We start from the raw sequence: 12,089 nt of genomic DNA on the forward strand, positions 1-12,089 counted from the left end.
TGGGCTTTAAGAGACGACCGGCTCTATGGCCGGCAAAATCGAGGATCGCCCTAGCTCAAATCGGGCGTATGGTCAAACAGACGCCGATGTTCCTTCAGCGCATAGGTGTCGGTCATGCCGGCCAGGAAGTCGGCGACGCTGCGCGCCTTGATGCGATCCTCGGCGCGATCGAGCCCCTCGCGCCAGCCATCGGGCATGGCGCGCGGATCGGCGAAATACACATCGAACAGCTCACGCACGATGCGCTCGGCGTCGGCCCGCACCCGCATCACTTCCGGATGCCGGTAGAGATGCTTGTAGAGGAAAGCCTTCAATTCCTTCTCGGCCGCGGCCATGCCTGGCGAGAAGGTCACCAGGGTCTCGCCCGCCGTCCGCACCGCATCGGCGCTGTCCGGTTTCAGGCGCTCGATGTTGGCGGTAGTCGAGGCTATGACATCCTCGACCATCAAGGTGATCTGCCGGCGCATCAGCTCGTGACCGGTGCGAACGTCGTCAAGCTGAGGGTATTTGGCGCGCACGCCCTTCAGGATCGAGCCCGGCAGGCCGACCTCCCCAAGCATCTCCAGCGTCAGCAGGCCGGCGCGCAGGCCGTCGTCGATGTCATGGGTGTTGTAGGCGATGTCGTCGGCGATGGCGGCACACTGCGCCTCGATGCCGGCGAAGCGGTCGAGCTCGAGGTCGTGCAGCTCCGAATAGTCGCGGATCGCCTGCGGCACCGGACCCTCGAGCCCCTTCCCGCTTGCGTCGGTCAGCGGGCCATTGTGCTTGACCAGCCCCTCCAGCGTCTCCCAGGTGAGGTTCAGTCCGTCGAATTCGGCATAGCGCCGCTCCAGCCGCGTGACCACGCGCAGAGATTGGGCGTTGTGATCGAAGCCGCCCCAGGCGGCCATCTTCTCGTTGAGCGCATCCTCGCCCGTATGGCCGAAGGGCGTGTGGCCAAAATCGTGGACAAGAGCCACGGCTTCGGCGAGATCCTCGTCGCCGCGCAAGGCCCGCGCCAGCGCACGGGCAATCTGCGCCACCTCGATCGAATGCGTCAGCCGCGTGCGGTAGTGATCGCCTTCATGCGCGACGAAGACCTGCGTCTTGTGCTTCAGCCGGCGAAAGGCAGTGGAATGGATGATGCGGTCGCGGTCGCGCTGGAACGGCGTGCGGGTCGGGCTTTCGGTCTCCTCGAACAGCCGTCCGCGCGAGCCCGCCGGGTCGCTCGCATAGACGGCGCGCGGCCGATAGCCGAAGCCGATGTCGCCGAGAGCATTCTTGCCCTGCCGCTCGTCCATTGACCCACCAGTTGACTCAGGCCTGCCCGCTTCATACCTATCATATGAAACGGAAAGCAAGGTGACGCCGATGGGCGCGGATGCCAAGACTGCCATGAAGGTCGAAATGACCGATGCCGCGGCAAAACGGATCGCCAGGATTGTTTCCGGCGAACCGGGCAAGACGGCGCTGCGCGTCTCCGTCGAAGGCGGCGGCTGTTCGGGCTTTTCCTACAAATTCGATCTGGTCGAGGCGCGGAACGACGACGACGTCGCCATCGAGAAGGACGGCGCCACGGTCCTGATCGACGATTTGTCGCTGGTCTATATGGGCGGTTCGGTGATCGACTTCGTCGACGATTTGATGGGGCAGTCCTTCCAGATCAGGAACCCGAACGCGGTCGCCTCCTGCGGCTGTGGAACGAGCTTCAGCATTTGAAGCTATGAAGCCTTTTCTCGAGGGCCACGAGGATCCGCTGACGGTTCTTGTCGCCCGCGAGATGGACGCCGTTTCCGATGTCGATGTCGTCGCTTGGGCTGGCTGTCACGCCGCGCCGCCGAGTTATGCCGAGGATAGCGATTATCAGGAGCTGCTACGGAGCAATCCGAGAAATCCCTTGGCCCTCGGCAAAGCGCATGGCCATCTGACGTCGCTGGTCGCGCGAGTGTTTGCCGATTTCGACCCTAGCTCTGCGCAAGCCGGCGAAATGGCACGCCGGCTGTTCCTGCGGCGCATACGCTCTTACCTTCATAGCGACCTCGAACCACTCCAGATCTGTCGCATGATCCCTCCCATCGAGGAAAGATACGATTATCCGTACTGGCTCGGTAATCTCTACGACGTCTGTGACTGGATGGACGCGCGCACGACGCGCGACCAGGCATTGCATCTCAGGGACGCCATCGAGCAGATACTCTCGGACAATGGCGAGAGCCAGCTTCCGGACGCGACAGAATGAGCGGCGTCGGCGCGGTCCGTCAGGTCGCGCTGTCGGCTGGGCGCGATCTCGACGTGACGCTGGCCTTCTGGCAGGGCGTGCTCGGCTTGAATGTGCATGCGCGCTATGACCCGCCGGGAATGGCGTTCATCATGGCGGGCGATGTGCGCCTGCTCTTCATCGACGGCGTGCCGCCGGGCACCGTCTATCTCGACATCGCCGGCCTCGAAGCCTTCCACGCCGAGGCGAAAGCCGCAGGCATTCCTTTCACCGCGCCGCCGACGATCGTCCATCGCGACACCGAGGGCAGGTTCGGTCCGGCCGGGGAAAGCGAATGGATGGCCTTTCTAAAGGACCCCGCAGGCAATACGATCGGCTTGGTCGAGCGCCTTGCGCCGGAACAGAATTGAGGCCTGCATGAAGATCGTCACCTGGAACATCAACGGCGTTCGCGCCCGCATCGGCAATCTCACCCACTGGCTGACCGAAAGCGCGCCGGACATGGTCTGCCTGCAGGAGATCAAGAGCGTCGACGAATTGTTCCCGCGCGCCGAGATCGAGGCGCTGGGCTACAATGTCGAGACCAACGGCCAGAAGAGCTTCAACGGCGTCGCCATCCTGTCGAAGCTTCCCTTCGACGAGGTCAATCGCGGCTTGCCGGGCGACGATGCGGATGACCATGCCCGCTTCATCGAGGGCGTCTTTTCGACCGACCAGGGGGCCTTGCGTGTCGCCTCGCTCTATCTGCCGAACGGCAACCCGATCGACGATGAGCGCAAGTTTTCCTACAAACTCGCCTGGATGGCGCGGCTGGAGCGTTGGGCGGAAGAACGCCTGCGGCTCGAAGAGGCTCTCGTGCTGGCCGGCGACTACAACGTCATTCCCGAGCCCGCCGATGCCCGGTTTCCGGAGAACTGGCTGGGCGACGCGCTGTTCCAGCCGCGGACAAGGCAGGCCTTCCGCCGGCTGAAGAATCTCGGCTTCACCGAAGCGGTGCGCAGCGTGACCGACTCGGCCGGCGTCTACACCTTCTGGGACTATCAGGCCGGCGCCTGGCAGAAGAACAACGGCATCCGCATCGACCACCTGCTGCTGTCGCCGGAAGCCGCCAACCGTTTCTCGTCGGCCTCGGTGGAAAAGCACGTCCGCGCCTGGGAAAAACCTTCCGACCACGTGCCGGTCGCGATCGAGCTCAGCCTGCGGCCGGCCTGATAGATTTCCGGACCCAGATATCGCCACAAATCCGGTCTTTGATGCGGATTGCTGTGGGGGTTGAATGGCGATCCGATTTCTTTTCTGGCCGGTCGGCCTTGCTTTGGCGCTTGCCGCGCCGACGCCGTTGCTGGCGGCTCCAACCTGCCTTGCCAACGGCAAGTCCTTCAATATCGGCGAGACGGCGTGCCTGACACTGGCCGGCGAGAGCCACCTCGCCCGCTGCGACATGGTTCTCAACAACACGTCCTGGACCAGGATCAAGGACGAATGTCCGGGAGAGACGCCAAAGCCGCACCCGACGTCGATCTCCACCCCGACGCCCGGCCCGGCGCCTACGGAGCCGACCGCCAACTGATCCAGCGCCACGATTGGCAGCGCACACCCGGCGTCTTTTGAATTTCCCGCAAAAAGAGCGGCGCTTACTGGTCGCCGTTGTTGCCCTTGGTCAGGATATCGTCGGCAAGCGAGATCGCGGTACGGCGATCGGCCTCGCCGGCGGCGGCGAAAGCCTCTTCCTGCATATTGCGGATCCAGGGCTGGTCGGCCGGCGGAGCCCGCTCGAGCGCGGCCGTCATCATCGCCAGGCCGCGCACGACCTTGCCGCTCTGGAACAAGAGGTTGCCGAGTGTCGCCTGCGCGCCGGCATGGCCCTTCTCGGCCGCCAGTTGCAGCCAGCGGCCGGCCTGCTTGACGCTGGCCTTTACGCCGCCCTCGCCCTTTAGGAACATCCGGCCGATCTCGAACTGAGCGTTCGGATTGCGGTAGTTGGCGGCGGCGCGCATGTAATATTCCTGCGCCGCGACGTCGTTTTCCTCGACCGGGGTGCCGGGAATGCCCTTGCGCAGATAATCGCCGAGCGCCACCAGCGCGTCCGACACATAGCTTTCTTCGGGTGAGCCCGGCTCGACATCCTGGTCGACGATTTCCGAGAAGAACTTGAAGGCCGCATAGTCGTCGCGCGTCACGCCGTCGCCTTCGGCATACATGCGCGCAAGCTTCCAGGTGGCGCCGATCTGGCCGTTCTCGGCGGCGTATTTATAGGCCTCGACCGCCTGGTCCTTGTGGCCGCTCTTGTAAGCCGAGAAGCCGAACTGGAACACCGCCCAGGGGCTCGACTGCGGCTTCACGCCGGTCTTGTCGTCGAACACCTTGTCGTCGAAGGCCATGGCCTGCCCGACGGCGCCCAAGGTCGCCAGAGCGACCAGTGCCGAAAAGACAGACGACCTCAACACCTCAGATGTCCGCATAGCAGTGCGTTTCTTTGGCCGCGCCCGGATGGGTCACCGCGCCGTCGCGGGCCGACCCTACGGCCTGCGCATATTTCCATATCGCGCCGGACTGATAGTCGGTCTCGCGCGGCATCCAACTCTTTGCCCGGGCAGCCAGTTCGGCGTCCGACAGGGCCACCTCGATCGTGCCTTTCACGGCATCGATCGAGATCACGTCGCCATCCTTGATCAGCCCGATAGGCCCGCCGACCGCCGCCTCAGGCCCGACATGGCCGATGCAGAAGCCGCGCGTGGCGCCGGAGAAGCGCCCGTCGGTGATCAGCGCCACCTTGCCGCCCATGCCCTGGCCGTAGAGCGCCGCCGTCGTCGACAGCATCTCGCGCATGCCCGGACCGCCGCGCGGCCCCTCATAGCGGATGACGAGAACCTCGCCTTCCCGGTAATTGCGCTGCGTGACCGCTTCGAAGCACTCCTCTTCCGAATCGAAGCAACGCGCCGGGCCTGAGAATTTCAGTTCCGACATGCCCGCGACCTTCACGATCGCACCTTCGGGGGCAAGGTTGCCCTTCAAGCCCACAACGCCGCCTGTCTTGGTGATTGGCCGATTGGCGGGACGCACAACATCCTGGCTGTCATTCCAGGAAACGTGCTCCATGTTTTCGGCCAAAGTACGGCCGGTGACCGTGATGCAGTCGCCATGCAGATAGCCGTGGTCGAGCAACGTCTTCATCAGCAGCGGAATGCCGCCGGCCTCGAACATGTCCTTGGCGACATATCTGCCGCCCGGCTTGAGGTCGGCGATATAGGGCGTCTTCTCGAAGATCGCGGCGACGTCGAATAGATCGAACTTGATGCCGGCCTCATGCGCGATCGCCGGCAAATGCAGCGCCGCGTTGGTCGAGCCGCCGGTGGCCGACACCACGGTCGCCGCGTTCTCCAGCGCCTCGCGCGTGACGATGTCGCGCGGCCGGATGTTTTTCGCGATCAGTTCCATGACCTTTTCGCCCGAGGCGAAATTGAAGCGGTCGCGCATCTCGTACGGCGCCGGCGCGCCGCAGGAATAGGGCAAGGCCAAGCCGATCGCCTCGGCAACGGTCGCCATGGTGTTGGCGGTGAATTGCGCGCCGCATGAGCCGGCCGAAGGGCACGCGGCCTGCTCGATCTCGAGCAGTTCGGCATCGCCGATGGTGCCGACCGAATGCTGGCCGACCGCTTCGAACACATCCTGCACCGTGATCTGCCGGCCGCGATAGCTGCCGGGCAGGATCGAGCCGCCATAGATGAAGATCGACGGCACGTTGAGGCGCACCATCGCCATCATCATGCCGGGCAGCGACTTGTCGCAGCCGGCAAGTCCGACCAGCGCGTCGTAGCAATGACCGCGCATGGTGAGCTCGACCGAATCGGCGATCACCTCGCGCGACACCAGCGATGACTTCATGCCCTGGTGGCCCATGGCGATGCCGTCGGTGACGGTGATGGTGCAGAACTCGCGCGGCGTGCCGTTGGCCGCCGCAACGCCCTTCTTCACCACTTGCGCCTGGCGCATCAGCGAGATGTTGCAGGGTGCTGCTTCGTTCCAGCAGCTGGCGACGCCGACCAGAGGCTGCGCGATCTCGGCGGCCGACAGCCCCATGGCGTAAAGATACGAACGATGCGGCGCGCGCGCCGGACCAACGGTCACATAGCGGCTCGGCAGCTTGGCCTTGGAGATTGCCTTGGCGTCCATCATCGTCCTTGCCGCACACCCCGCGGCCTGCCCCTTCGCCGCGCCAACCTGGCACGCGTTCCGAGACCTATCTCGGGTGCTCCGGGTTTATGGCGGGAAATGGGCAGTTCCCTCGGCAAGTCCTTTAGCGCGGGGGTTGTTCATAAACTGTTGCCGAAACGTCACAATTGTATCGGACGCCGGTTGTGCTGCGAATCTGCAACATAGGGTCGATGAGAGGATTTGAATCGGCAGCGCGTGACAAAAAAGGCCGGGCAATGCCCGGCCTTTTCGATGAATTTTCAGAAACTTAGAACTTGATCTTGATTCCGCCCGAGATCGCTGTGACCAGATCGTTGCCGAAGTCGTAGCTGGCATCAGCACCGATAATTTTGCCGTTCGGGCCAATCACCGTGCCGGAATGACCGCTGGTCATCACGCCGATAACACCGGCCAAACGAACCTCGATGTTGGGCTGGGGTGTATAAGCGACGCCGCCGCCGACAGTCCAGGTATCGGTCTGTGAGCCGTAGCCATGCGAGGTACCACGGTCCCAAGAGAGCTGGCCAGCAGCACTCCACTGATCGTTAAACTTGTGGCCGATGCCACCCGAGACGGTCCAGCTGTCACGATACATCAGGTCAAGCGAGGTTACCTCTGCCGGCGAGTTGCTGAAGCAAAGCGAGGTCGGAACGCCAACCGGGCAGATCGGCACGCTCTGCAACGTACTCCAGTTGACCCACTTGATCGAACCGAAGGCAAGCCAGCCGGGTGCTACGCCGGACTGCAATTTCAGTTCCACAACATCCGGCATGTGCTGCGTCGAACCGTAGATCGGGATCGTACCCAGGCCAACATTCGTCAGGTCCAACGTGCCCGAGATGTTGTCGAGCTTGACCTTCGAATTGTAGACCAGGCTGGCGCGCAGCGCGATGTCCGGGATTTCATAGGCAATGCCGGCGCGCCAGCCCCAGCCATTGCTCGTCAGATCGACACGACCGGTACCCCCGAAGTTGGGCACGAGCGGTGAAACCAGGTCTTCCTTGAAACCGTAAACCTTCTGGTAGAAAACACCGCCGATAAAGCGGAGCTGCCCCTTGCCCGCATCCATCTTGTAGGAGCAGGTTGCTCCATAATTGTCGCTCTTGATGTCGGTTTCCATGTTGGAAAACGCACCATTCCAGACGCCGGGCGCGGTATGTGCGCCCCAAGGCTGCGAGTAATCGACCATGCAGTCGACGCCCGGGACAACCTGAGCTTTGACTCCGATACGCGGCACCCAATAATCCTCGGCTCCATCGGCAGAGGTGCCGAAGCCGAGGTCGGCGCCACCAGGACCGCGAGCGTTCTTGAATTTGCGATCCGGCATTACATAGGTCGCTTCGGCCTCTGTCGCGAACGGCGCCGGATCGAACAGCAGATCGATGTCGTAGCCGCCGCGCTCCAAGCCGCTAGCGTGTGCGGGATGCATCGCCGCGCCGAGCAAAGCGATCGAAAAGCAGCCTGCCCCCGCCAGAGCCTTGAGCCGCAAAATGTTCATGGAAATCCTCCCCGAAATACAAGTGGCTCAAGCTAGAACCAATTCGGGTTAACGACGCAACAACGTTTTCAAGAGCTGTACATGTACACCTTGACAGCCCGTAATTTTGCCATGGTGATTGGCGCCGCGATTGCCGCCTAAATCGCGCCAACCGGCGTCAAGCGGCCGAAAAAATCCGGAAAACCCACCCAAAACCGGGCAAAAACAGCCAATTTCGCAGCTGAAGGGCCCCGTTGTTACATTATGGCAACAATGGGGCGCAAACTTTCCGTTTACGTCAAAATTAACGCAGCGGCATGCCTGTTTTCGAGGCAGCTAACGCACGGGAAAGCGCCCTCCGACGAGGGGCGAATCTGCTGTTCAGCCGGCGTCGCGAACCCTGGTCAAAGCCACCGAAAGCTTCTCCTGCGCCTCGCGATATTCGGCGAGTTTCTCACGCTCGGCCTCGACCACTTCCTCCGGCGCGTTGGCGACGAACTTTTCGTTCGAGAGCTTCTTGTGCAGGCGGGCGATCTCTTCGGTGACCTTCGCCAGTTCCTTCTGCAGCCGCGCGGCCTCGGCCTGGAGGTCGATCAGACTGCCGAGCGGCAGGCTTATGGTCGCCTCGTTGAGCACGATCTGGGCCGAGCCCCTGGGAGGCGCGTCGACCAGCGCGATGTCGCCGACGCGCGCCAGCCGCTTGATCGCCTGGGCGTGACGCCCCAGCCTTTCATGCGTAAAGCTGTTGGCGCCGATCACCATAAGCGGCGCGATCGCGACCGGCGGCACGTTCATCTCCGACCGCACCGAGCGGATGCCCGAGACCAGGTCGACCAGCCAGTTGATGTCGGCGGCCGCCTCATCGTCCTCGAAGTCGGGCGACGGCCAGGCGGCATGGCAAAGCAGCGAGGAGCGCTCCTTGCCCTCGCCCGCGGTCTGCGCCCACAGCTCCTCGGTCATGAACGGCATCATCGGATGCAAGAGCTTGTAGATCTCATCGAGCACGAAAGCGACGCAGGCCCGGCTCTCGGCCTTGGCGGCCTCGTCCGTGCCCATGAACACCGGCTTCAACAACTCCAGGTACCAGTCGCAGAACAGGTTCCAGACGAAGCGGTAGGCAGCAGTCGCCGCCTCGTTGAACCGATAGGTGGTGATGCCCTCGGTGACCGCGCGTGCCGCCCGCGTAAGTTCCGTCAGGATCCAGCGGTTCACCGGCAGCTTGGCGTCGTTCAGCCAGAAGTCGTCGTTGCGCGCGACCTCGTTCATCTCGGCAAAACGCGTCGCGTTCCAGAGCTTGGTGCCGAAATTGCGGTAGCCGGCGATGCGCGCCGGATCGAGCTTCACATCGCGGCCCTGCGCTGCCATCACGGTCAGCGTGAAGCGCAGCGCATCGGCGCCATATTCGTCGATCAGGTCGAGCGGATCGATGACGTTGCCTTTCGACTTCGACATCTTCTGCCCATTCTTGTCGCGCACCAGAGCGTGCACATAGACGGTGTGGAACGGCTCCTCATCCATGAAGTGCAGGCCCATCATCATCATGCGGGCGACCCAGAAGAAAATGATGTCGAAACCGGTCACCAGCACGTCGGTCTGGTAATAGGTCTTGAGCTCCGGCGTCCGGTCGGGCCACCCGAGCGTCGAGAACGGCCACAGCGCCGACGAGAACCAGGTGTCGAGCACATCCTCGTCGCGGGTGAGGATCTCCCCCGGCTTGAAGTTTTCGAGCTTGTCCTCGACCCAGGCCTTCCACGGCCCTTCCAGCGCCAGGTAGTATTCGATGGCCGCGGCAAGCGCCTCTTCCTCGGTCTTTTCGACAAAGACCCGCCCGTCCGGCCCGTACCAGGCCGGGATCTGGTGCCCCCACCAGAGCTGGCGCGAGATGCACCAGGGCTGAATATTCTCCATCCAGTCGAAATAGGTCTTTTCCCAATTCTTCGGCACGAAGTTGGTACGGCCCTCGCGCACCGAGGCGATCGCCGGCTTGGCGAGCTCGGCGGCGTTCGCATACCACTGCTCGGTCAGGAACGGTTCGATCGGCACGCCGCCGCGGTCGCCATGCGGCACGGTGTGCCGGTGCGCCTCGATCTTGTCGAGGAATCCGCCGGCTTCCATCAGCTCGACGATCTTCTTGCGCGCCGCGAAACGATCGAGCCCGTCGAGCTCGTCCCACACGGCCTGGCGCTCCGGCGTGACCTCGAGACCCGCGAGGAAATCCTCGTTGTCCTTGAGCTTGATGGCGGCTTCGACCGTCAGGATGTTGATGGCCGGCAATTTGTGGCGCTTGCCGACCTCGAAGTCGTTGAAGTCATGCGCCGGCGTGATCTTGACCGCGCCGGAGCCTTTTTCCGGGTCGGAGTATTCATCCGCCACGATCGGTATCTTGCGGCCGACGATCGGCAGCACGACGTTGCGGCCGACCAAGTCGGTGAAGCGCTCATCGTCCGGATGCACGGCCACGGCCGTGTCGCCGAGCATCGTCTCGGGACGCGTCGTCGCGACCGTGATGAAGGTCTTCGGGTTCTGCGGATCGAACGTCTCGCCTTCGATCGGATAGCGGACGTGCCAGAGATTGCCGTTGACCTCGTGCTGCTCGACCTCGAGGTCGGAAATGGCGGTCAGCAGCTTCGGGTCCCAGTTCACAAGGCGCTTGTCCTTGTAGATGAGCCCTTCCTTGTGGAGCGTGACGAAGACTTCCAGCACGGCCTTGGACAGGCCCTCGTCCATGGTGAAACGTTCGCGCGACCAGTCGGCCGAAGCGCCGAGCCGCTTCAGCTGGTTGAAGATCGCTCCGCCGGATTCGGCCTTCCACTCCCAGACCTTCTCGATGAACTCTTCACGCGTCAGATCGCGGCGATGGATCTGCTTTTCCATGAGCTGGCGCTCGACCACCATCTGCGTGGCGATGCCGGCGTGATCCATGCCGGGCTGCCAGAGCACATTCTTGCCGCGCATGCGCTCGAAGCGCACGAGGATGTCCTGCAGCGTGTTGTTGAGCGCGTGCCCCATATGCAGCGAGCCGGTGACGTTCGGCGGCGGGATGACGATGGTGAAGGCTTCCGCCCCCTCCTCCGCGCCGGCGCCGGCCCGGAAGGCGTCGGCCTCTTCCCAGATTTTGGCGATCTTCGGCTCGACGGTTTTGGCGTCGTAGGTCTTTTCAAGCATGGAGGAAGTCCGGACTGTCGGGAACAAGCGTCGGTGTAAATCGGAAGGTCTTGGCCGAGTCAACCGCGAGAGCAGCGATCGTCCTTACAGATAGGCCTGCCGCGACCAGCGGCAATCCCGCCCGGTTCGGCTAACGCCACGCTCGACAAAAGCCCCAAAACAAAAGCACCGCCCGAAGGCGGCGCTTTTCAGTCTCATGGTCCGGCGACTCACTACGCGCCGCGCGCCACGCGCTCGATTTCCTCGCGCACCAGCCTTTCGACTAGCGTCGGCAGGTTGTTGTCGAGCCAATCCTGCAGCATCGGCCGCAGCATCTCCTCGGCCATCTCGTCGAAACTCTTCTTGCCGCGGCTGGCAAAAGCGTCGGTGAGTTCGCCGAAAGCCGCCGCAACCTGCCTGCCCGTATGCTCGGAAAGGATCGCGGGCCGGGCCGCTTGAGGTTCGGGACTATGGCGGGCGCTGTCCTGCACGGGCGCTACGACCGCCGGCTCGTCCTGCTCGATCTCGACCTTCGCGATCTCGACCCGGGGCGCGGCTTCGGGAGCCCGGACTGTCGGCTTCGCGGTGACCGTGCCGCCGCCGGCCGCCGCGATTTCCCGTCGCCAATCGGCGACGATGGTCTCGGCGGTCTGCGGGACATTTGCCAAGGCGGGCTTGCTCGCCGCCGGCGCGCTCGGCTCGACCAAACTCCTGGCGCTGGCCTCCGCCGGGGCCGCCGGCGCTGCCTTGGCCGGCTCGGGCCGCGCGAGCACCGGATCGGCGGCTGCAAGCTGGGCCTGGACTTCCGCCAGCGTCACCGGCTTGCGAGGGCCGGCATCGGCATGCAATTCGGAACGAAAGGTGTCGACCTCGACATTTGGCACGGCAGCGGCGGGCACATTCACCGCGGCCGGCTCCAGGTCCTGGCGCAGCTCACCGGCCTCGGCCGGTTGCTTGCGACCGGTGTCGCTGTCCTCGATGATCCTCCGGATGGAAGCCAGTATCTCTTCCATGGAAGGTTCGCGCTGCGCGCTGCTTGCCGTCGCCATCGTCACATCCGCCGCCCTTGTGACCAGT

The 12,089-nt window shown here is 63.5% G+C and carries 11 protein-coding genes; 5 read left to right on the plus strand and 6 right to left on the minus strand.

Annotation, left to right across the window (positions count from 1 at the left end):
* Positions 1-50: 50 nt before the first annotated feature.
* Entirely contained in the window at positions 51-1,280 is a 1,230-nt protein-coding gene (locus DPM33_RS19345; protein ID WP_112099036.1) for a deoxyguanosinetriphosphate triphosphohydrolase, read from the minus strand.
* 70 nt (positions 1,281-1,350) lie between these two features.
* Between DPM33_RS19345 and erpA the strand changes: the two genes are divergently transcribed.
* The 5 genes from erpA to DPM33_RS19370 all read left to right on the plus strand — a co-directional run bounded on the left by erpA (position 1,351) and on the right by DPM33_RS19370 (position 3,767).
* Positions 1,351-1,698: an iron-sulfur cluster insertion protein ErpA gene (gene erpA, locus DPM33_RS19350; RefSeq protein ID WP_112099037.1), complete on the plus strand. Its 348-nt coding sequence runs from the start codon at positions 1,351-1,353 to the stop codon at positions 1,696-1,698.
* Positions 1,699-1,702: 4 nt separating this feature from the next.
* Positions 1,703-2,218 carry a hypothetical protein gene (locus tag DPM33_RS19355; protein WP_112099038.1) on the plus strand — a complete coding sequence of 172 codons (516 nt, stop codon included), beginning with the start codon at positions 1,703-1,705 and terminating at the stop codon, positions 2,216-2,218.
* A complete protein-coding gene (locus DPM33_RS19360; protein ID WP_112099039.1) occupies positions 2,215-2,607 on the plus strand; it encodes a VOC family protein in 393 nt (130 codons plus the stop codon). The genes DPM33_RS19355 and DPM33_RS19360 overlap by 4 nt, the downstream gene beginning before the upstream one ends.
* Positions 2,608-2,614: 7 nt before the next feature.
* Complete coding sequence (gene xth / locus DPM33_RS19365) at positions 2,615-3,409, plus strand: exodeoxyribonuclease III (protein WP_112099040.1); 795 nt, start codon at positions 2,615-2,617, stop codon at positions 3,407-3,409.
* Positions 3,410-3,473: 64 nt separating this feature from the next.
* Complete coding sequence (locus DPM33_RS19370) at positions 3,474-3,767, plus strand: hypothetical protein (RefSeq protein ID WP_112099041.1); 294 nt, start codon at positions 3,474-3,476, stop codon at positions 3,765-3,767.
* Positions 3,768-3,831: 64 nt separating this feature from the next.
* Here DPM33_RS19370 and DPM33_RS19375 read toward each other — a convergent pair whose 3' ends face one another.
* The 5 genes from DPM33_RS19375 to DPM33_RS19395 form a co-directional block, all read right to left on the minus strand.
* Complete coding sequence (locus DPM33_RS19375) at positions 3,832-4,659, minus strand: tetratricopeptide repeat protein (RefSeq protein WP_112099042.1); 828 nt, start codon at positions 4,657-4,659, stop codon at positions 3,832-3,834.
* Entirely contained in the window at positions 4,646-6,370 is a 1,725-nt protein-coding gene (gene ilvD / locus DPM33_RS19380; RefSeq protein ID WP_112099227.1) for a dihydroxy-acid dehydratase, read from the minus strand. Before ilvD ends, DPM33_RS19375 begins: the two co-directional genes overlap by 14 nt.
* Positions 6,371-6,659: 289 nt before the next feature.
* Positions 6,660-7,889 carry an OmpP1/FadL family transporter gene (locus DPM33_RS19385; RefSeq protein WP_112099043.1) on the minus strand — a complete coding sequence of 410 codons (1,230 nt, stop codon included), beginning with the start codon at positions 7,887-7,889 and terminating at the stop codon, positions 6,660-6,662.
* A 360-nt stretch (positions 7,890-8,249) separates the two neighbouring features.
* A complete protein-coding gene (locus DPM33_RS19390; RefSeq protein WP_112099044.1) occupies positions 8,250-11,033 on the minus strand; it encodes a valine--tRNA ligase in 2,784 nt (927 codons plus the stop codon).
* A gap of 212 nt (positions 11,034-11,245) precedes the next feature.
* Positions 11,246-12,061, minus strand: coding sequence for a PopZ family protein (locus DPM33_RS19395; RefSeq protein WP_112099045.1), 816 nt, complete (start codon positions 12,059-12,061; stop codon positions 11,246-11,248).
* Positions 12,062-12,089: the final 28 nt, after the last annotated feature.

It is taken from the genome of Mesorhizobium hawassense, assembly GCF_003289945.1.
Taxonomy (GTDB): domain Bacteria; phylum Pseudomonadota; class Alphaproteobacteria; order Rhizobiales; family Rhizobiaceae; genus Mesorhizobium; species Mesorhizobium hawassense.

What these genes read in the sequence shown, in the direction of transcription:
- DPM33_RS19345 (WP_112099036.1), bottom strand. Translation starts at nt 1,280, where the DNA reads ATGGACGAGCGGCAGGGCAAGAATGCTCTCGGCGACATCGGCTTCGGC.
- erpA (WP_112099037.1), top strand. Translation starts at nt 1,351, where the DNA reads ATGGGCGCGGATGCCAAGACTGCCATGAAGGTCGAAATGACCGATGCC.
- DPM33_RS19355 (WP_112099038.1), top strand. Translation starts at nt 1,703, where the DNA reads ATGAAGCCTTTTCTCGAGGGCCACGAGGATCCGCTGACGGTTCTTGTC.
- DPM33_RS19360 (WP_112099039.1), top strand. Translation starts at nt 2,215, where the DNA reads ATGAGCGGCGTCGGCGCGGTCCGTCAGGTCGCGCTGTCGGCTGGGCGC.
- xth (WP_112099040.1), top strand. Translation starts at nt 2,615, where the DNA reads ATGAAGATCGTCACCTGGAACATCAACGGCGTTCGCGCCCGCATCGGC.
- DPM33_RS19370 (WP_112099041.1), top strand. Translation starts at nt 3,474, where the DNA reads ATGGCGATCCGATTTCTTTTCTGGCCGGTCGGCCTTGCTTTGGCGCTT.
- DPM33_RS19375 (WP_112099042.1), bottom strand. Translation starts at nt 4,659, where the DNA reads ATGCGGACATCTGAGGTGTTGAGGTCGTCTGTCTTTTCGGCACTGGTC.
- ilvD (WP_112099227.1), bottom strand. Translation starts at nt 6,370, where the DNA reads ATGGACGCCAAGGCAATCTCCAAGGCCAAGCTGCCGAGCCGCTATGTG.
- DPM33_RS19385 (WP_112099043.1), bottom strand. Translation starts at nt 7,889, where the DNA reads ATGAACATTTTGCGGCTCAAGGCTCTGGCGGGGGCAGGCTGCTTTTCG.
- DPM33_RS19390 (WP_112099044.1), bottom strand. Translation starts at nt 11,033, where the DNA reads ATGCTTGAAAAGACCTACGACGCCAAAACCGTCGAGCCGAAGATCGCC.
- DPM33_RS19395 (WP_112099045.1), bottom strand. Translation starts at nt 12,061, where the DNA reads ATGGCGACGGCAAGCAGCGCGCAGCGCGAACCTTCCATGGAAGAGATA.